Consider the following 19765-nt stretch of genomic DNA (forward strand, 5'->3'; position numbering starts at 1 on the left):
CCATGAGTGAAAAGCAGCAGACCCGGTTTCAGCGCGGGAATTTCGTGGTCAGCGACCTCGACCGGGCGCTGACCTTTTATGAAGGCGTGCTGGGATTTGAGGTGACCTATCGCAAGGGCCACAATCCCGACAGCTATTCGATTCCCGTATTCGAGATTCCCGATGGCGCGGAACTGGGCTTTGCCATTCTGTCGCTGCCCAATCAGCCTCGTGTCATGGCGCTTTCGGAGATCAGAAATGTGCCGATGCCGCCGGTCCCCCATCCCCGGCGCGGGGCGATCGTGCTCGATGTGGCGGATCCTGACAAGGTGATGGCGGACTCCCGGGCTCTTGGCTTGCATGTGTACGAGGAGGGCCGGCTGGAAACCCATGACGGGCGGATCGGGCGTGAGATCGGCATAGTCGATTTCGATGACAATCTGATCGTCATCTACCTCATTCCGGACGCGGCATAATGGCGGAGGCTGCAGCAGGTCCCGCGGATGGCGCCGAAGCACCGGCGACCGACACCAGGCCCTATCCCAGCGCGGCTGCCGGATGGTTTCTCGTCGTCATGCTCACGCTGGCTTATATTTTCAGCTTCGTGGACCGCTATATTCTCGGCCTGCTGATCGAGCCGATCAAGGCGGAATTTGACCTGTCCGACCGGCAGATCGGCTGGCTGCTCAGTGCCTTCACGCTGGTCTACGGCTTTGTCGGTATTTTCATGGGCTGGATGATTGACCGCGGCAAGCGGGTCTGGATTGTCTCGATCGGTATCGCCCTCTGGTCCGCCGCCACCGTGGCCACCGGCATGGCCAAGAATTTCGGCCAGCTCTTTGCCGCCCGGATGGGCGTTGGGGTCGGTGAAGCGACACTCAGTCCGGCCACATTCTCCATGATCGGCGACAGTTTCCCGACAGAAAAACGCGGCAAGCCGATCGCCTTCTATTCCTCCGCCCTGCCGATCGGCGCCGGCATTGCCTCGCTGCTCAGCGCCGCGATCATCGCCTGGAGTGCGTCCAGCGGCACGCAAACGCTCCCGTTATTTGGCGAGCTGGAACCGTGGCGTTTCACCCTGATCGTGGTCGGCCTGCCGGGGATATTTTTCGCCCTGTTCTTCCTGTTCATGAGAGAACCGGTCCGCCGCCCCGCCGCGGCATCCGCGGATGTCATCAGCGGTACCGGCTTCATCGACGCGCTCAAATATATCTGGCGCAACAAGGTGCTCTATACCGGTTTTCTGCTGATCATCTGTACGATGACGGCAATCGCCTACAGCCAGGGCTTTCTCGCGCCGGTTTTTGAACGGACCTGGGGCTGGTCGCCGGAAAAATATGCGACGATCAATGGCATTGCGATCCTGATCATCGGTCCGCTCAACATGCTGATCATGGGATCGATTTCCGACTGGTGGACCAGCAAGGGCGTCAAGGACGCCTCGCTGCGCCTGCTCTATATTGGCTTTTTCATCATGGTGCCGACAGGAGCGATCCCACTGTTCATGCCCACCGCTGAACTGGCCTTTGCCATCCTTTGCATCAACACGGTTGGGATTGGCATCGTCTCCGCCATCGGTGTCACATCGCTGCTGGTCATCACCCCGGCGCAAGTGCGCGGACAAGTCGTTGCCATCTATTATCTTGCGATCAGCTGGTTCGGATCTCTGGGCCCGATCGCGGTGGGCGAATTGTCCAGCGGGCTGTTTGGCGAAGAGAATCTGCGCTATGCCGTGGCCAGTGTTCCCATCATTTTTGCCGTCATCCCGCTCATCATGATGCCGCTGACCAAACGGCTTTACCGCGAGCAGATGGTGCGGCTGGGAGACAGTACCGAATGATCCGCAAGGGCTATTCTGACGGACCTTCTGGTCAGATTCACTGGCGCATGCTGGTGCCGGAGGCCGCAGGCAGTCAGCCGGACCTCTATTGCCTGCAGCCCGCGCCGTTCAGCGGTCTCGCCTGGACCGGGATCATGCCCCATCTGGCAAAAGGTCGCCGGGTGATTGCACCGGATTTTCCCGGCTATGGCGGATCGGACGGGGCAAAGCCTGATCCTTCGATCGCAGAATATGCTCAGGCAATGCTGGCGGTCGTCACGGATCTGTCTGGGGACCGGGAAGTTGATCTCGCCGGATTTCATACCGGTACACTGGTGTCAGCTGAGATGTCACTGACAGCCCGGCACCATGTCCGCCGACTGGCGCTCGTCGACATTCCGGCCTTTGATTCCGAAACCAGTGCCAAATATCTGGATAGCGCTGCCCGGCCGCTGGAGATCACCGAAAATCTCACCTGCCTCGAAAAGCCCTGGAAGGTCCTGACCAGCCGTCTGGAAAGCCAAAGTACGGACCGCGCGTTTGAAATGTTTGTCGAGCAGCTGCGACCCGGAAAGCTGATGAACAGCGCCTTTCATGCCGCCTTCACCTATGATGCCCGGGCCCGTATGCCGGACATCACCCATCCGGCACTGGTGCTGGCGACCCAGTCGGGATTGCTCGAACCGACACGCTGGGCGGGACAGAATATTCCGTCCGCCATCGTCGTCGAACGGCTCGACATCACCCGGGCGGTGCTTGACGAGGCAGCGGAATTGACGGCATCTGAAATCCTGAACTTTCTCGACGAGGCCCAGCCATGACCGACACAATCCCCTTCGCCATCTATTGCCTCGACAAGCCCGGCACTGAACGAAAGCGCCTCGATGCCCGCGATGCCCATTTTGCGCATATTGAAAAGACGCTCGACAATCTGCTGATCGCCGGTCCGTTGAAGGACACCGATGGCGCCACCATCGGCTCGTTGTTGATCGTCAAGGCCAGCGACGCCGATGACGCGCGCCGACAGCTGGAAGCCGACCCCTATTTTGCCGCCGATATCTGGGCCGATATCCGGATCAGCGAGTTCATGCCGGCTGCCGGAGACTGGATCGGCGGAAAAATCTGGTGAAGCGACTGTTTGCAGCGCTGGCGATCTGGCTGGGGCTGGCCATCCCGGCATCGGCACAGACGGTTTCTCCCTGGACAGAAACGCTGGTCAGCGTGGAGAATCTGGACCAGGCCTCGCGACTCTTTCGCGAACTGGGGAGCTGGGAGATCAAAAGCGAAGGCAAAGTCGCGACAGCGGAACTGCGCTACTGGAAACTGCCCGCAACCGCGAGCGGCCGCTATCAGCTGATCTGCGCACCCGCGACGGAGACCGGCTGTATTCGCTTTGTCCGGCTGGAGGGAGTGGGTCCACAGGCCCCTGTACGCCTTGCCCTTCGTGCCTGGGACACGGGCGGAATTTTCTCGATCATGGTGCGCTCGGACAATGTCCCGCAACTCTTTTCAGATGCCATCGCGATGGGCTGGTGGGCGGAGAGCCAGCCGATCCGCTTTCAGTTTGGCACATCTGACCTGCGCAATGTCGTACTGACCGGTCCGCACGGCATCAATCTTGCGGTCTATGAGCGGATAACGCCGGACTTTACCGCCTTCCCGGTCGGCCGGATCAGTCAGGGATTCAACAGCATGCGGATGGTCAGGGACAAGGCACTCGCCCGGGCCTTTTACGAGCAGAAGCTGGGTTTTTCTGTGCTGTTTGATTCGGGTCGCGAGCCACCCGAGCCCGCACCGTCCAATTTTGGTATTCCGCTCAACCGGACTCCCGATATCAAGCGTTCGGCCGCCGCCCTGCAGCCCCGGCCCGGCGAGACCGGCCGGGTGGAAGTGATGCAAATTGAAGGATTTACCGGTCTGGATGTCAGCCGGGAAGCGCGCCTGCCCAATCTCGGGATCATCTCCGTCCGCTATCCCGTCGACGACCTGCGGGCCTATCGCCAGCAGATCGAAGCCCGAGGAGTGATAGTGGACTATGCGGCAAGCAGCGTTACGATAGGGGCGATCGGGACCGTGGACCTCTTCGCGGTCCGCGATCCGGATGGCAATATCACCGAATTTTACCAGAAGTCCCACGAAAAGCCCCAGTGAAGGAACCGAACATGGCTCGTGTCGCACAGATAACCGAATTTGGAGGGCCGGAGAATATCCGCTGGATCGATGTCGATCTGCCCGCACCCGGTGCCGGAGAAGTCCATGTCCGGATGACGGCGGTCGGTCTCAACTATATCGACACCTATCACCGCACAGGCCTCTATCCTATCGAGCTGCCCAGCGGACTGGGAATTGAAGGCGCGGCGGTAGTCGAGGCAGTCGGAGAAGGGGTAACCAGCGTGCAACCCGGCGACCGCGTGGCGACATTCGGCCTGATCGGCGCCTATGCGACGGAACGGGTGCTGCCGGAATCGGCGCTGGTTCCGCTGCCCGACTCCATAGACGACGAAACCGCGGCGGCGATCATGGTCAAGGGCTGTACCGCGGAATTTCTGATTGAAAGGTGTGGAAAGGTCCAGAGCGGCTGGCCGGTACTGGTCCATGCCGCAGCCGGCGGAACCGGGCTTCTGCTGGTCCAGTGGCTCAAGCATCTCGGCGCCCATGTCATCGGCACGGTGAGCACGGAGGAAAAGGCGGCGCAGGCGAAAGCGGCGGGAGCCGATGACATCATCTTCTACCTGAAGGAAGACACCGCCGCCCGGGTGCGCGAAATTACTGATGGGGCGGGGGTCCGAGTCGTATTTGACGGGGTCGGCATGGCGACCTGGGAAAGCTCGCTCGACAGCTGCGGTCAGCGCGGCCTGATCATCAGCTTCGGCAATGCCGATGCCCCGGTGACGGGAGTCGGGCTTGGCATTCTCGCGGCCAAAGGCTCGCTGCATGTCACCCGGCCCACCCTGTTCGATTATTATGCCACCCCGGAAGACAGCCAGCAGGGCATGGGCCGCCTGTTCGAGATGGTCGGCAGCGGTACCGTCAAGGTGCATATCGGCCAGCGTTATCCTCTGGAAGAGGCGGCGCAGGCGCATGTCGATCTGGAAAGCCGCAAGACGGTCGGTGCAACCATCTTGCAACCCTGAGAGGATTTCGATGACCCGTATCGCGCCGCTCAGCCTGGAAGAGCTGCCCAAAGAAACCCGAAAGAGCCTGGAATATGCGCAGAGCATCATGGGCTTTACCGCCAATGATGTCCTCGCCATGGCGCATTGGCCAGAACTGCTGGCCGCGATGGAGCAACTGGTCGGGGTGATTTACAAGCCCGGCGAGCTGGACGATGTGTTGAAGCGCATGATTGGAACCATTATCAGCGGCGCGTCCGGTTGCCGCTATTGTCAGGCGCATACCGCGCATGGAGCGGCGAAAATGGCAGGCGGTGATGCCGAAAAAATTGCGGCGGTCTGGGACTATCAGACGAGCGACCTGTTCGACCCGGCAGAACGCGCGGCGCTCGATCTCGCCCTGGCCGCCGGGCAGCAACCCAATGCAGCAACAGACGCACATTTCCGGGAACTGGAGAAATATTTCTCGCGTCAACAGATCATGGAGATCATGGGCGTGATCGGGCTGTTCGGATTTCTCAATCGCTGGAATGACACGCTGGCGACCGAACTGGAAGACCAGCCATTCGATGCGGCCCGTTCACTCTATTCCAAAGACCAGTGGGAGGCCGGGAAACATCGGCAGGACGGATGAAGAAATACCAACTCTCCTGTGCGTTGCTGATCGCGTCCTTGCCGGCAGCAACACCGGTCGCAGCCAATCACGCTGCTGCAGAAGCCATGGCAGCCGACACCCGGCTGATCATCGACTGGGGCACGGCCTGGAAACGCCATTTCGAGGCCGGGGATACGGAAAAGCTGCGCGATATGTATGAGCCGGATGCGGTGCTGATGGCCAATGGCGCTCCCCCGAAAACTGGTGTCGATGATATCCTGGAATTTCTGGGCCGAAACAAGAAGGCGGGCAACCAGGTTACGATCGACTTCGCCAATGAAGACATCACGATCGACGGCAAATACGGGTATCTGACCGCGAGATACTGGATGACCATTACCCCGCCCGGTGCCCGGCCGATCAACGTCATGGGCCGATCGTTCCTGGTCTATAAAAAGGGTGATGACGGCCGCTGGCGGCTGTGGCGCGACATGGACAATCAGGCGCCGGATGTTCGCGCCGAAGACCGTCCCGGCCGCTAGCCGATTTCGATCAGTTCGAGAATTTCTCCCGCCGGACCCTGCGTGCTGGCCGACCGCCGGCCATTATAGGGTGCTTCGCTGCGTATCCGGGGTTCGGCAATCCACTTGAGCGCAATCGCATCGAGGCTTTCGACCGCCAGCGACACCAGCGCATTGCCGGGCGGCAACATGCCTTCATGCCGCGCGCGCGCCGTTGCTTCGGCGGGATAGTCATCCACCTCGACAATCGGCAACCGGTCATTCTGCACCATGGTCAGATCGGAAACGGTGCCGGCAGGCTTGCCGAACGCGTCGTTGATCATGCTGTATTCCAGCGTATATGTGTCCCCGACCGTCAGATGCAGCCGGTCGCGATACCAGTCGACTGTCGCCACCCGGTCCGGTGTCGCCAGAATAACGATAAACATGTGATCAGTCAGGCTTTGCGCCTTGGGCAAATCGGACGAAGGCGTGTTTTCGCGAACCTCGTTGAGATAGACCATCTCCCGGCCGGTCCCCAAAACTTGCATCGGCACGAAAAAAGGCAAACCTTCCAGCTCCTTGGGCGGGCCGACAATCTCAAAACCCGATCCTTCGAGCCGGTCCGGCCAGCCAAACACGTCCTGCACGGTCAGCTCATACGCCGCCCAGCCATATGTCGTGGTCGGTTTGAATCCGGGATGATCGGGCTGTTCGACCAGGCGGATGTGGCAGTCTGCTCCGCTGGCCGGCCGCAGCACGGCCATGGCAGCCCCGGCACTGGCGGACACATCCCAGGCGGCCGCCAGTTCTGCTGACAGCGAACCCCGTTCGACCAGATCCATGCCCAGCACGTCCCGATAGTCTCGCAAAGCCGCGTCCAGATCCGGCACGGTAGCGACACCTCCCAGAATCGATCCATGCTGCAATTTATGTGTCATGACAGGTTCCTGTGTTGCGCAAATGATGACAGATATGGGCTGGCCGCAGAATTCACACCCAACTGCCGGGAGATGGACCCCCGCCTGCGCGGGGGTACAAAACCACGTTCCTCTTCAAAAACCTCGTATTCCCGCGAAGGCGGGAATCCAGCTCCTTCCAGGTGACCCGGACGCAACATGGAGGAGACAGGCACCCGCCTGCGCAGGAGCACAAGATATGGTCGCTGCACCTCGCGTTCCATCAAAATTCCGGTTTCCTTTTCTCGAGGAAGGCCGCAACGCCTTCCCGGAAGTCATCGCTTTCAAAGGCCGCATCGAACAGCGCCCGGCTCGCTGCATCGTCATCGGCCTGACCATCCAGAATGCGCCGGATGATCTGTTTGCTCATTTTCTGGCTGTGTGATGAGACTGTGGCCATGGTTTCCGCCAGCGCATCTGCTTCCGCATAGGGATCGTCAGACATCTGGGTTATCAGGCCGATACGCAGCGCTTCCTCGGCCGGCAGGATCTGGCCAGTGAACAGGATGCGTTTCGCCTGGGACGGACCAACCGCATCGACCAGCAATTTGGTATCGTGCAGCGGATAAACCAGCCCCAGCTTCGCCGGCGTGATGCCAAAGCGCGCAGCCGGTCCGGCAATCCGTATGTCACAGGCGAGCGCGATGCCGCAGCCGCCACCAATGCAGTCGCCATCAATCACCGCGATGGTCGGTTTCTCCGCCTGCGCCAGATCATGCTGAACCTTGCCGATGGCCGCCTGATTGCGCGCGCGCCATTCGGGATCAGTCGACCCGGCACCAAATTCGCCAATGTCCGCACCGGCGCAAAAGGCGCTGCTCTTGCGACTGGAATGCACGGTCAGCACACGCACTCCATCATCGGCCATCGCATCGGCGAGCAGCTCGGGAAACAGTTCCCACATCTCCTGGGTAAACGCATTGCGCTTGTCCGGCCGGTCGATCAGCAAATGCGCGATCTTGCCGTCCTTTTCGAGACGCAGGGTCATGCCGGATCCACTTCCGCGAGATGCCGGGCAATCTGGTGCCGGGTCGTGACCCAGACATCCTGTTTTGAACGAACGTGCCGGAAAAATTCTTCGAGCGCCCAGATCCGGCCCGGTCGTCCGATGATCCGCAAATGCAAGCCGAGCGACATCATTTTCGGATTGCCTTCCTCACCCTCGCGGTAGATCTGGTCGAAATTGCGGATCGCATAGTCCAGCCAGCTTTGCGGCGTCATCGCCGGATCGGTCCACATTTTCATGTCATTATTGTCGAGCTGATAGGGAATAATGGCAATCGGTTTTTCGGGCACTGTCTCCCGGTCCCAGAACGGCACGTCACCGGAATAATTGTCCATATGGTAGGCGAAACCTTCCTCGATCAGCAGGCGCCGGGTATTGTCTGTGTGGAAATAACGCGACAGCCAGCCATAGGGGCGCGTGCCTGTGGTCTTTTCAATCGACTGCACAGCCTTGCGGATAAATTCGCGCTCCTGATCCTCGTCCATCTTGAACTGGTGGACCCAGCGATAGCCGTGACTGACCGGCTCATGGCCCATTTCCGCGATCGCCTCTCCAATCTCCGGATGGTTTTCCAGACTCAGCGCCGCCACCGTCCAGCTCGCCATCATGTCATGCTCCTTGAGCAGTTTGACGATCCGTGGCGCACCCGCCTTGATCCCGTAGAGATAGTTGGATTCATTGCCATAATTGCGGATCGGTGACTTGATATGGATGCCCAGTTCGTCAACAGGTTCCATCCCGCGATCGCCCCGGGCAATCGTCATCTCGCTGCCTTCCTCGACATTGACCACCACGCTCAGCGCCATTTTGGCACCGTCCGGCCAGTCGATACGTTCTTCTTCCATCAATGCATGTCCTCTTGCTTTATTGCCACCGGCGTCCAGCGCTCCGCACGGCGATCGATACGGGCCTCCAGCAATTCCCCATCCAGATCCATCGGCGCGGCCGCGTCCAGAAAAGCCGCTTTCTCTTCCAGACAGTCGACCCGGATCACACCCAGAAAACGACCGGTGATTTCACTGGTCACCACGGGTACGACGCCACAGGCTGTGCAGACAAGGAAGTCGGAAGTTTTCGTCCCGAACCGGTATCGGCTGACAGGTCCGGCAAGAGTGATGTCCACTTGCCCGCCGGGGTCCGAGGTCCAGGATGCGCCGTGCATCCTGCAGAAGGAACACTGGCAGGATCGCGCGCCCAGCTCGGCAGGCGTCCGCTTGCTCCGAAAATCGAGCGTCACAGCGCCACAATGACAAGACCCGGCATAGGCCACCATCAGTGCATTTCCTCTCCGCCAGACACGTTGAGTGCTTCGCCGGTAACATAGAAGGCCTCGTCACTGGCCAGCCAGGCACAGGCCGCCGCCGTGTCGGAGGGCAGGCCCGGGCGGCCCATCGGGTTCTTGGCCGCCATATTGGCAAGATAGGCCTCGACCGTGTCAAAACCGAGCAGTTTGGAGAAATAAGCATTTTGCTCCGCACCCAGTGCCGTTGTCACATGATTGGGGCAGATCGCGTTGACGGTGATTCCGTGCGCGCCCAGTTCGACCGCGCTCGCCCGCGTCAGGCCGACCATGCCGTGTTTGGACGACACATAGGCGGGCAGATGCGGGAATCCGGTCTTCGCTGCCTGCGACGCGATATTGATGATCCGGCCGCCATTGCCGGCCTTGACCATCGCCTTCGCCGCCGCCTGTGTACAGTAAAAGGCGCCGTTGAGATTGACACCGATGACCAGCGCAAAATCGTCGGGTACCACGTCGAGCAAAGGCTTCATCATGAAGCCGATCCCGGCATTGTTGACGAACACGTCCACTGCGCCAAAGGCATCCACAGCCTGATCAACCAGCGCCTGACATTGCTCGGCATCACTGACATCACAGGCAATATTGGCAACTTTCGCGCCGCGACCCCGCAATTTCTCGGCGACACCTTCCGCCTCGCCATCGATCGTCAGATCGGACACCACACAATTCGCGCCTTCATCGGCGAAGCGCTGCAATATGCCCTGCCCCAGTCCTTTTTCCTTTCCGGAACCGGTGACAATAATCGTTTTGTCACGGAATTTTGCCCCTGACGAATCTGGCATCAGAGATCTTCCGTCAGGATGAAGGTGGGATTGTCAGCATAATCCTGAAACGGCGCCGCGGCTTCCTGAAAGGCCGGGTCAGACACATCGGCGACAAATTCATCCATCCCGCTGATATCGATAATCTCGAAATATTCATAAGGCGACGGGTCATCCGAACCGAACAGGCCCGTGGCCTTGTGGACGGTGAAGGATTCAACCGAGGCCAGACCGCTGGCGGTCGGGATATCCCGGGTCTTTGCCCATTCTTCATATTCGGCGATATCGACGCCCTCTTTCAGGTTGAACAACACGATAATGCGCATTTTATCTCTCCTTCAGGTTTCCACGAAAAGTTCAGGCCGGCGAAAGGCCGCCAGCGCCGCATCCAGCTCACGCGCCCTGGCCAGCACGCCAGCATCATTCCCGGCGGCGCCCACCAGCTGTACGGCCACGGGCAATCCATCCGCCGTCATTCCGGATGGAATGGTCACGGATGGCAGTCCGGCGATATTGGCTAGACAGGTAAAATCTGCCTGATTGGCCGGAGCCCTGTCGGCATGCGGAAAGGCCGCCTGTGGGGCGGTCGGCATCAGCAGGGCCGTGCCAGGCGCGATAGCGCTGTGCAAAGCATCGCTGACCTCGGTCAGGATGCGCCGGTCCTCGGCCAGATCCCCGGCGCCGCGCTTCGGGCCGTAGGTCAGCAAATGCCGGAGTTGTTCTGACAATCCGTCCGGATTGGTGGCGAGCATATCCGCCAGTTCCCGGGACAGGCCAAGCGAAGACATGATGAAGCCGGCGAAGCGAATTCGGGACAGATCATGCGGCAGGGACAGGGTCGCATCTGCACCACAGGCCGTCGTGGCTGCTTCATAGCCTTCGCGGACGGCCGGTTCGCATTCCACACCGCCAAGACCATCCAACAATACAATATTATCAATGACTTGACTGTCATCATAGCCGTCCACCAGAACCTGTGAACAAGCGTCCAGTACGTCCAGCGATTGCGCCAGTGGGCCGATGCTGTCGAGCGATGGATCGACAATCTCAAGCCCCTCCTGACTAACCGAACCACGGGTCGGTTTCAGGCCGTATATCCCGCAATAAGCGGCCGGTATCCGGACCGATCCCATCGTGTCGGTGCCCAGCGCTGCATCACACAGACCTGCAGCAACGGCCGCCCCGCTGCCACCCGACGAGCCGCCCGGCGTATAGCCAATCCGGTGCGGGTTCTGGGTCGCTCCGAAAAACGGATTGTCGGTCTTGGCGCCGAGTGCTGCCTCTTCCATGTTGAGCGTGCCGATAATCGCGGCACCCGCCTCGCGCAGTGCCGCGACAGCCGGCGCATCCTGTTCGGCTGTCCGGTCGGCAAAACCCTCGATACCCGCGGTCCATTTCATTCCGCGCACCGCGATATTGGCCTTCACGCCAATCGTCAGATCCGCCAGCGGACCCTCTCCGGATGTCGCATCCGGATCCAGTTCCGTGAAGGCGTTGAGCGCCGTATTGGCCGCGTCGAGATCATCCCGGTTGATCATGCCGTCCGTCATACGCCCCGTTTGTCGATCAGGCGAATCGGTTTCTGCCTTGTGTCGATTTCGGTTTCCTTTGCCGTGTCCCCGGCTCCGACCAGAGTGACACCCACCTCGATACCAAGACCCTTGCGAAGAAGGTCGGCGAGCGCCGCCTGATCTCCCGTATCCCGGCATTCCAGTGTGACATGCATGTCATCGCGCCCGGCATCGTCACGCGTCACGTGACAGACATATTCTCCGGTCAGCTCACTGCGACCCTCGATGATCGCCCCGATCGCATGCGGAAAAATGTTGATGCCGCGCAGCTTGACCATATTGTCGCTGCGGCCCTTGAAACCGGTAATCCGCTTGAACACCATGCCGGTCTGGTTGCTGCTGGTGATTTCCTCGGTAATGTCATGGGTGTTGAACCGGATACAGGGCGCGATATCGTCCTTGAACAGGCAGGTCACCACCATGTCGCCTGTCTCTCCCGGTGCCACCGGATCGCCGCTGTCGACATCGAGCAGTTCGAGATATTGTGCGTCTTCCCAGACATACATGCCGTCCCGTTCCGGCCCCTCGCCGGCAATCGATCCGGTATCGCCGACGCCATACCAGTCATAGGCTTTCGCACCGTGCCAGGCGGCTTCGGTCGAGGCTCGATCCTCGGTGCCGAGATGGCCGATGATCATCTTCAGCTGAATCTTGTCGAACAACTCCTCGGTGGCGGCCGTGTCCGCCAGCTTGCGGATATAGTCGACAAAGCCGACCATGCAGGTGACCCCAAAATCCGCCATTAGATTGACCTGATTGATCGACCGGGTTTCGATCCCGGTTCCGGCGCTGAGGAACAGGGCGTTGGTGAAATGGGTAACGGCTTCGCGGATATAATGACCGCCATTGATCATGCCATGGCCATAGACCGACTGGACCACATCATCGCTGCCCAGGCCCATCCAGCGGTACATGCGGCCGACCAGAAGATTGGTAATCTCGCGCCCCTTCGGCCCGAACATCAGCGGCTGCGGCCGCCCGGTGGTGCCGCTGGTGGTGTGGAACACGACCGGCGTGTTCCCGCGCCCGTCAAAGTCGCCATAGGGCGGAAAGGCATTGACCGAGGCCATCAGGTCGGACTTGTCATAGACCGGCAGCCTGGTGATATCGGCCAGCCCGCCAATATCGCCAGGTTCAATGCCCTGCTCGCCCCAGAGGCGCTGATAGAAAGGGATCTGCCAGCCGCGCTGCATCAGCTTGCGGAACTGCCTGTCTTGCACCGCGTAGAGCTCATCGCGCGACATGGCCGTGTAGCGGCGGACAAATTCGTCGCCGACCGGATACTGGTCGAGCATCTCTCTGGCATCAAAAGTCTCAAAATAGGTCGGAAATGTCATGGGGACTCCGTGGCATAGGCAAGTGGATTGTCAAAAATTCGGGCATCGCAACCGGCCGCGGCAAGACTGCGGGCGAGATCGCGCTTGGACCGGGTCTGGGCGTCGGACATCGGCGCCACCGGGCTGCCGAGATTGGCTTCGATGATTTCGGTCAGACCAAAACCTGCGGTCGATCTGATCGTGAGCTGCTGAGGGGCCAGCGCATTGTGATCCGGATTGTCATCAATACGCACCGACACCTTCTCGCCCAGAGCCATCAGGGCCGGATCGGCAAAGTGTTCGGGCGTAAAACAGCGCGGATCAATAATCCCGTCGCGCAACATGAGCGGTACAAGGAAAGGCAGGCACAACCGGGCATAGGCGGGTGTCATATCCCGCTTGTACGGCCTCCCGACCAGCCGGTGAATCAGCGGCGGGGCGGCGATTTCGATCGACTCGACATCGGCCGGTTCCAGCGCGTCGTCACGCAACAGATTGTCGATCGCACCCAATATTCCATGGCTGGCACGACCGGACGGGAAAGGCTTGATGCTGACCTCTTCGATCAGCCAGCGCTGGCCAAGGCCTGCAACATAACCCGACAAATCCCCGGGTTCGATCAGCTGGAAATAGCCAAACGGGCCTTCCAGTACATCATGTGGACCGTTCATCCCGGCCTTGACCAGATCGACGGCGGCAATGGCGGCCCGGGCGGCATTGGCGATCTGCAAAGGCAGCGCAATTGACGCCTCGACATGTGCCTGCATGGTGCCCGCTGCCTGCGAATAGGCGAGACCCATGACGTCGGCGAACTGTTCAGATGACAGCCCCTCCAGCCGGGCCGCAGCCAGTGCGGCCCCGATGACACCGGCCGTGGCAGGCCGGAAAAAACTCATGGCTCCACTGGCTGAAACCCCCAGACCGCTGGCGATATCGACGCCCACGGCGAGCGCAGTCAGAAAGGCCGCCTCATCGCATCCGTTCCTGCGGTCCGCGCTCGCCAGCAAGGCCGCAGTAACCACCGACATGGCGTGCACCACCGCCGGTTCATGAACCGCATCCCATTCAAGACAGTGGATCGCGAAGCCGTTGAACCAGGCCGCAGAGGGCGCTGGCAGGCGCTCGTCCAGTCCGAGAAGTCGCGCTTCATCGCCCTGTCCCCAGCCGCGAACGGCATCCAGCATCGCCTGTGCCTCATCCGAAGCCGCGCCGGCTGCCCCACCGGCCAATGTGTCTGCAAAAAGACGCTGCGCCGCAGCGATGGTGCTGTCCGGCAAGATATGTTCAGCCGCAGCGAAGGCCAGAATGTCCTGCGTCGCGCTCATGACAGCCAGTCCTCCAGCATGGCATGGATCGCCCGCACATCATCGCCGTCCAGCGCCAGTTCGATAGCACGGTCCGCTTCGCATTCAGCTAGTCCGCCCCAGGCGATCAATGCCCGGGCCTTGGCAATCACGCCATCGCGGGACAGCGGCCGTTCGGGATCACCGAGCGTGTCGACCAGCTCCACAGTCTCTCCAGCGCAGGTTACCCTCGCGCCATAGTGATCGGGATAGCGCGCGGTGATGTCCCGGTTTTCCGCGACGCTGACCCGGCTGCGATCCGATGCCATGGCGGATATCGCCTCCGATTCGAAATCGACCAGCTGCGGCACACCGCGTGTCGCCACCAGCGCCACCGCGTGCTGCAACGAGAATTTGGCATCCAACACGGTTTCCGGATCGGGCCGGTCGCAAAAGGTGATGGCATCGGCATAGGTCTCGACCTGGATTTCGCCATCGAGGTGACCAAGCTTTGCCTTGAGTTCCAGCGCCGCATCAATCGCAGGGTGGGCATGGCGGCAGGCGCCCCAGGGCTTGAAGCTCACATCGTGGATCCGCCACTGATCCGGAAAGGTCATGGGTTTGGGGTTTTTGCAGGTGGCGGCATAGAGGCCCTGCGGACCCTCGAGGATGAAGCGGGGGCCGGTCGCGCCATGACTTGCATAAAACCCCGCGCTACCGCCCGTCGTCAGGACATTTGCCGTATGCCATTGCTTTGTCATTCCGGACTCATGGCGCATTTGCCAAAGCCCGCCCGTTACAGATCCGGCAAGCCCCATCGCGGATGTCAGAACCTCCGGCTCACCCCCAAACAGATCGGCGACCGCCGCTGCCGCGCCAAAATTTCCTGCGGTCGATGTGTTATGGAAAAATGCATAATGGTGCTGATCAAATGTTGAACCAATGGCGATCGTCGTTTCATAGCCACGAACAGCGGCATTCAGGACATCTTCCATCCGGTAATCGAGACCGACGACAAGCGCGGGCCATATCACCGGCCCCGGATGGAGAATCGATGACCTGTGGATATCATCCATCTCAAGCACATTTCCCAGCCAGGCGCAGTTGCTCGCATTATTGGCTTCCTGATAATTTTTTTGCAGGGCTGCAACTTCACTCTCCCGTGCTCCCGCCACACAGCCCAGCCAGTCCAGCAAATGCAGTCTCGCCCGCTGCCGGGTGGCTTCGTCCACGGGACGCAAAAGATGCGTGGCCAATTTCTCGGTCAGGCTCTCTTGCGTCATGAGTCCGCGCCCCTTAAGACAGCCATATGTCCGGACAAAAAACGACCACTGCCAAAAAACAGCCGCGCTATCTTGTGCTTGCCGATGAATTGCGGGAGGCGGTGCTGCGCGGAGACTATCCCGATCCTGGGGATTTTCCGACCGAATCCGTGCTCTGCAAAAAATATGATGTCAGCCGGTTCACGGTCCGGGAAGCCTTGCGCAAACTGACGTCTGAAGGTCTGATCGCCCGCAAACGCGGTTCGGGAACCGTGGTCCAGCCGGCTACCGCTCGCGCCGGCGCGCTGCACCAGCCGCTGAGCAATGTCGGCGAGATTCTCCAATATGCGCGCGACACCACGATCAGCTTTGAACAGCTGGAAGCGCAGGAGATCCCGAAGAAAATTGCCGAACAGATCGGGATCAGCCCGAAGCGCAAATGGTTCGTCTTCCACGGCAAGCGGCTGAAACCGGGACGCAAGCGCCCGATCGCCATCACCGTCGCCTGGGTCAGTCCTGATCTGAAAGACACGGTCAGACAGATCGATGTCGAGGGTGCAACGCTGTTCAAGCAGATCGAGGAATATGGGAAGATCACGGTCACGCGCGTGACCCAGGATATTCAGGCGATCGCCGCCGCGCCCCATTTTGCCGACAATCTGGGCATAGAGGAAGGCGATCCGGTGCTGCGCATATTGCGCTGCTATTACGACCAGAATGACCGCCTGTTCGAGATTTCGGCGAGCTATCATCCCGGGGAACGCTTTGCCTATTCGATGCATATCGAGGTCGACTGAACCGGCCGTCATTCCGGCAGCTCCGGAGAATCTGTCACTTGCCAGGGGTCTTCTGAGCGAAAGGCAAATGACGGGCCGATCTGATGGGCACCGTCGGCTTCGACCAGCAGGCCCTTTTCCTTGACAAAATCCTGATCCAGCGCCTCACGGAAATCCAGCACGGGCGAAAAGGCGACATCCTTGTCGGCAAACCATTTTACCCATTCGTCTCGCGTTCGGCTCGCAAATGTCTCGCGCAGGAACGCGATCAGCGGTGCTTGCGGCGGGCCGGCTTCCAGTTCGGCCAGTGGCAACAGATCGAGCCGGTCGAGCGCCGTCAGCAGGTTCTTCGCGAATTTTACTTCCCGGGCCCCCAGCACCACATGCCGGTCATCCGCCGTGCGATAGACCTGATAAAAGGCCGCGCCACCGAGCGAGCGCTGGCTTTGCGATACGGGTGGCGGACCGCCACTGATCGCCCCGCCAGCGATATGCGCGCACCAGGGCAGCATCGAATCAAACATGGCAATGTCGACATAGTCGCCCTTGCCGGTCTTTTCTCGGCCAATCAGCGCCATCAGCACGGCCGAAAGACCGTTCAGTCCTGCCGCCATGTCCGCCGACGGCACGCCGGGGACAACCGGCATGCCATCCGTGCCGTCATTCACCGAAAGAAAACCCGACAGCGCCTGGACCGCGAGATCATGGGCCGGGTGATGGGCCATTTCTCCTTCCTGACCGAAGGCGGAAATCGAGCAATAGACAATCGCGGGATTTCTCGCCGCCACTGCTTCATAGTCAAATCCCAGCCGTTTCATGACCCCGGGCCGAAAGCCCTCAATCATCACATCCGCATCCGCCAGCAGATCCCATAGCCGTTCGCGCCCGGTATCGGATTTCAGGTCGAGTGCTTCCGCCTGCTTGCCCCGATTGAGGTTGCGGAACCAGACCGACTGGCCCGCTTCCATCGGTTCCATCTGTCGTGCCGGATCACCTGCGGGTGGCTCCACCTTGATGACCTCTGCTCCATGATCAGCCATCATCATGCTGAGCATCGGGCCCGGCAGGAACAGCGAGAGGTCGATGACCTTTATGCCGGAAAGCTTGCCCATCGGTTCACACAATTCCGTCGGCGCGCAACGCCGCTATTGCATCATCATCATAGCCCAGATCACCGAGGATCGCATCGCTGTCCTGCCCCAGCAGCGGGCCGGCCCTGTTGGGCAGCCGTTCACCATTGAGCTTGATCGGGCTCGACAACACATCCATTTCGTCACGGTCCGGGTGGCTGATCGTCTGACGCATGCCGATGGTTTCGAGCCACGGGCTGTCGAGCGCTTGATCGAGCTGATAGACCGGCGCTACCGGGACATGACCTTCGAGCAGCGTCTGCCAGTGCGCCATCGAGTGTTCCGCAAAAATCGCATTGAGCATTTCCGACAGGGCCGGACGATTGTCGAGCCGTTTCGCTGGCGTATCGAAACGGGGATCGGCGATCAGCTCCGGATGGCCGATTTTATCACACAGGATCGGCCAGAATTTGGGGATCTGGGCCATGACAAACAGCCACCCGTCGGTGGCCTTGAACATCTGGCTGGGGGTCGCCGAGGGATGGGCTCCGTTTGGCGCGCGTCCGGTAATGTCATTCTCGTTCATGTACCAGAGCGCGGGGTAGCTGGTCTGATGCACCGCTGCGGAGAGCAGGTCGACATCCACGTCACAGCCCTCGCCGGAGCGCTGCGCGTCGAGCAATGCGGCGAGCAATCCCACGGCCATTTGCGTGCCCGACATGAAGTCGACCATCGACAGGCCGAAGCGCACCGGGGGGCCATCCGGATCGCCGGTGAGGGCGCAAAAGCCGGCCTCGGCCTGCATCAGATAGTCATAGCCGGGCCATTTCGCGCGCGCATTGTCGCGCCCATAGGCCGACACATGGGCACAGACGATGGCCGGATTGACCGCCTTCAGCGCCGCGTAATCGAGACCGATCTTCGCCGGGACATCGCCGCGCAGATTATTGGCCATAACGTGGGATTCCCGCACCAGCTGGTGGAGGATTGCAATGCCCTTTTCGCTGCGCAGGTCGAGCGTCAGCGAACGCTTGTTGAGATTGAAACTCTGGAAGTAGAGGCTTTCCTGTTCCCGCAGCCAGTGCGGTCCGACATGGCGCGCCGTGTCGCCACCTTTGGGCGGTTCGATCTTGATGACCTCGGCGCCCATCTGGGCGAGAAACATCGTGCCATAGGGCCCGGCCCCATATTGTTCTGCCGAAAGGACCCGAAAACCCTTGAGGGGCTGTTTTGCGCTCAAGCCGGATTCCTTTTCACCCATTGTTTCGAAATGATCATGCGCTGCATCTCATTCGTCCCCTCACCGATACACATCAGCAGCGCATCGCGATAATAGCGTTCAATCTCATATTCCTTGGAATAGGCATAGCCACCATGGATCCGCATCGCCTCCTCGGAATTGCGCACGGCGGATTCAGAGGCGAAATATTTGGCCATCCCCGCTTCCATGTCGCAGCGTTCACCGCGGTCGTAGGCTTTGGCAGCATCCATGGTCAGCAGTTCGGATGCCCGGGCACGGGTGACCATCTCGCCCAGTTTCAGCTGGATCGCCTGGTGATCGGAAATCGGCTTGCCCATGGTTTCCCGCAACTGGGCATATTCGGTGGCCAGCCGCAAGGACCCCTGAGCCAGCCCGACGCCCCGCGCCGCTACATTGATCCGTCCAAGTTCGAGACCGCCGGTCGCCTGGAAAAAGCCTTTGCCTTCCACGCCGCCGATTAGATGATCGGCGGGAATGCGATAATTGTCGAAAATCAGCTCGGCACTGTCGATCGACTTGTAGCCGAGTTTTTCAAATTTCTTTCCGACAGTGAACCCTTCGCCCTTTGGCGCAATCATCAGGCTCATGCCCTTGTAGCGCGGTTCGGCAGCCGGGTCGGTTTTGACAAGCAGCGCGAAGCATTCGCCCTTGATCCCGTTGGAGATCCAGGTCTTGGTCCCGTTGATGACATAGTCATCTCCATCCCGCTTCGCGACGGTGCGGATTGCCTGGAGATCGGTTCCCGCATTGGGCTCGGTCAGCGCCAGTCCCCCGCGAATTTCGCCGGTGGCGAATTTGGGGAGCCATTTCTGTTTCTGGTCTTCGGTGCCAAAGCGCTCGACGGCAGCGGCCATGATCAGATGGGAATTGAAAATCCCGGTGATCGCCATCCAGTAGGAGGAAATATAGGTGACTATCTTCGCATAGGTCGTCGCCGGCAGGCCCAGGCCGCCATATTCCTGACCGATCGTGGCGCCAAACAGACCCATCTCGGCCATCTGGTCCACCAGTTTTTCCGGCCAGATATCCCCATGGTCATGTTCCATGACGACCGGTTTCACTTCGCCTTCAACCCATTTCTCGATGGCATCCATAAAGGCGCGCTCGTCCTCCGGATCAATTGTCCGCGGAACAAATTCCTCCGTTGGAATTTCCACTGCACTGGCCATTGTCTTGCTCCAATATTTTCGC

The 19765-nt window shown here is 60.2% G+C and carries 22 protein-coding genes; 9 read left to right on the forward strand and 13 right to left on the reverse strand.

Annotated features, from left to right (window positions below; translation table 11 throughout):
- Positions 1-2 precede the first annotated feature (2 nt).
- The 8 genes from BUQ90_RS01395 to BUQ90_RS01430 are packed head-to-tail and all read left to right on the forward strand — an operon-like array spanning position 3 to position 6048.
- Positions 3-455 (forward strand): VOC family protein, encoded by a 453-nt coding sequence (locus tag BUQ90_RS01395; protein ID WP_074203373.1) that lies wholly within the window; start codon positions 3-5, stop codon positions 453-455.
- The gene (locus BUQ90_RS01400; protein ID WP_074203374.1) at positions 455-1819 is read left to right on the forward strand and encodes an MFS transporter; all 1365 of its coding nucleotides are present in this window, start codon (positions 455-457) and stop codon (positions 1817-1819) included. The genes BUQ90_RS01395 and BUQ90_RS01400 overlap by 1 nt, the downstream gene beginning before the upstream one ends.
- Positions 1816-2619 carry an alpha/beta fold hydrolase gene (locus BUQ90_RS01405; RefSeq protein ID WP_074203375.1) on the forward strand — a complete coding sequence of 268 codons (804 nt, stop codon included), beginning with the start codon at positions 1816-1818 and terminating at the stop codon, positions 2617-2619. The genes BUQ90_RS01400 and BUQ90_RS01405 overlap by 4 nt, the downstream gene beginning before the upstream one ends.
- Entirely contained in the window at positions 2616-2927 is a 312-nt protein-coding gene (locus tag BUQ90_RS01410; protein ID WP_074203376.1) for a YciI family protein, read from the forward strand. The genes BUQ90_RS01405 and BUQ90_RS01410 overlap by 4 nt, the downstream gene beginning before the upstream one ends.
- Entirely contained in the window at positions 2924-3949 is a 1026-nt protein-coding gene (locus BUQ90_RS01415) for a VOC family protein (protein ID WP_074203377.1), read from the forward strand. Before BUQ90_RS01410 ends, BUQ90_RS01415 begins: the two co-directional genes overlap by 4 nt.
- Before the next feature lie 11 nt (positions 3950-3960).
- Positions 3961-4932 carry a quinone oxidoreductase family protein gene (locus BUQ90_RS01420; RefSeq protein WP_074203378.1) on the forward strand — a complete coding sequence of 324 codons (972 nt, stop codon included), beginning with the start codon at positions 3961-3963 and terminating at the stop codon, positions 4930-4932.
- 10 nt (positions 4933-4942) lie between these two features.
- Positions 4943-5545 (forward strand): carboxymuconolactone decarboxylase family protein, encoded by a 603-nt coding sequence (locus tag BUQ90_RS01425; protein ID WP_074203379.1) that lies wholly within the window; start codon positions 4943-4945, stop codon positions 5543-5545.
- Positions 5542-6048, forward strand: a complete 507-nt coding sequence (locus tag BUQ90_RS01430) for a YybH family protein (RefSeq protein ID WP_074203380.1) — start codon at positions 5542-5544, stop codon at positions 6046-6048. Before BUQ90_RS01425 ends, BUQ90_RS01430 begins: the two co-directional genes overlap by 4 nt.
- Here BUQ90_RS01430 and BUQ90_RS01435 read toward each other — a convergent pair.
- The 10 genes from BUQ90_RS01435 to BUQ90_RS01480 form a co-directional block, all read right to left on the reverse strand.
- The gene (locus BUQ90_RS01435; RefSeq protein WP_074203381.1) at positions 6045-6947 is read right to left on the reverse strand and encodes a VOC family protein; all 903 of its coding nucleotides are present in this window, start codon (positions 6945-6947) and stop codon (positions 6045-6047) included. The two genes, BUQ90_RS01430 and BUQ90_RS01435, sit on opposite strands and share 4 nt — an antisense overlap.
- Positions 6948-7188: 241 nt before the next feature.
- A complete protein-coding gene (locus tag BUQ90_RS01440; RefSeq protein ID WP_074203382.1) occupies positions 7189-7953 on the reverse strand; it encodes an enoyl-CoA hydratase/isomerase family protein in 765 nt (254 codons plus the stop codon).
- Positions 7950-8816, reverse strand: coding sequence for a polysaccharide deacetylase family protein (locus BUQ90_RS01445; protein ID WP_074203383.1), 867 nt, complete (start codon positions 8814-8816; stop codon positions 7950-7952). Before BUQ90_RS01445 ends, BUQ90_RS01440 begins: the two co-directional genes overlap by 4 nt.
- Positions 8816-9244 carry a GFA family protein gene (locus BUQ90_RS01450; protein ID WP_074203384.1) on the reverse strand — a complete coding sequence of 143 codons (429 nt, stop codon included), beginning with the start codon at positions 9242-9244 and terminating at the stop codon, positions 8816-8818. The genes BUQ90_RS01445 and BUQ90_RS01450 overlap by 1 nt, the downstream gene beginning before the upstream one ends.
- Positions 9244-10056, reverse strand: a complete 813-nt coding sequence (locus BUQ90_RS01455; RefSeq protein ID WP_074203385.1) for an SDR family NAD(P)-dependent oxidoreductase — start codon at positions 10054-10056, stop codon at positions 9244-9246. Before BUQ90_RS01455 ends, BUQ90_RS01450 begins: the two co-directional genes overlap by 1 nt.
- The gene (locus BUQ90_RS01460) at positions 10056-10361 is read right to left on the reverse strand and encodes an REDY-like protein HapK (RefSeq protein WP_074203386.1); all 306 of its coding nucleotides are present in this window, start codon (positions 10359-10361) and stop codon (positions 10056-10058) included. The genes BUQ90_RS01455 and BUQ90_RS01460 overlap by 1 nt, the downstream gene beginning before the upstream one ends.
- A 12-nt stretch (positions 10362-10373) precedes the next feature.
- Positions 10374-11573, reverse strand: coding sequence for an amidase (locus tag BUQ90_RS01465; protein ID WP_159437005.1), 1200 nt, complete (start codon positions 11571-11573; stop codon positions 10374-10376).
- 8 nt (positions 11574-11581) lie between these two features.
- Complete coding sequence (locus BUQ90_RS01470; protein WP_074203388.1) at positions 11582-12943, reverse strand: phenylacetate--CoA ligase family protein; 1362 nt, start codon at positions 12941-12943, stop codon at positions 11582-11584.
- Positions 12940-14247 (reverse strand): MmgE/PrpD family protein, encoded by a 1308-nt coding sequence (locus BUQ90_RS01475; RefSeq protein WP_074203389.1) that lies wholly within the window; start codon positions 14245-14247, stop codon positions 12940-12942. The genes BUQ90_RS01470 and BUQ90_RS01475 overlap by 4 nt, the downstream gene beginning before the upstream one ends.
- Positions 14244-15488, reverse strand: coding sequence for an MmgE/PrpD family protein (locus tag BUQ90_RS01480; protein WP_074203390.1), 1245 nt, complete (start codon positions 15486-15488; stop codon positions 14244-14246). The genes BUQ90_RS01475 and BUQ90_RS01480 overlap by 4 nt, the downstream gene beginning before the upstream one ends.
- 26 nt (positions 15489-15514) lie before the next feature.
- On the opposite strand from BUQ90_RS01480, the gene BUQ90_RS01485 reads away from it, so the two are divergent.
- A complete protein-coding gene (locus BUQ90_RS01485) occupies positions 15515-16264 on the forward strand; it encodes a GntR family transcriptional regulator (protein ID WP_084192424.1) in 750 nt (249 codons plus the stop codon).
- An 8-nt stretch (positions 16265-16272) separates the two neighbouring features.
- Here BUQ90_RS01485 and BUQ90_RS01490 read toward each other — a convergent pair whose 3' ends face one another.
- Genes BUQ90_RS01490 through BUQ90_RS01500 form a run of 3 tightly spaced genes read right to left on the reverse strand, consistent with a single transcriptional unit; the run spans position 16273 to position 19743 of the window.
- Positions 16273-17355: a CaiB/BaiF CoA transferase family protein gene (locus tag BUQ90_RS01490; protein ID WP_074203391.1), complete on the reverse strand. Its 1083-nt coding sequence runs from the start codon at positions 17353-17355 to the stop codon at positions 16273-16275.
- A gap of 4 nt (positions 17356-17359) precedes the next feature.
- Entirely contained in the window at positions 17360-18553 is a 1194-nt protein-coding gene (locus tag BUQ90_RS01495) for a CaiB/BaiF CoA transferase family protein (RefSeq protein WP_239447326.1), read from the reverse strand.
- Entirely contained in the window at positions 18550-19743 is a 1194-nt protein-coding gene (locus BUQ90_RS01500) for an acyl-CoA dehydrogenase family protein (protein ID WP_074203393.1), read from the reverse strand. The genes BUQ90_RS01495 and BUQ90_RS01500 overlap by 4 nt, the downstream gene beginning before the upstream one ends.
- Positions 19744-19765: the final 22 nt, after the last annotated feature.

It is taken from the genome of Parasphingorhabdus marina DSM 22363, assembly GCF_900128895.1.
GTDB classification, from domain to species: domain Bacteria; phylum Pseudomonadota; class Alphaproteobacteria; order Sphingomonadales; family Sphingomonadaceae; genus Parasphingorhabdus; species Parasphingorhabdus marina.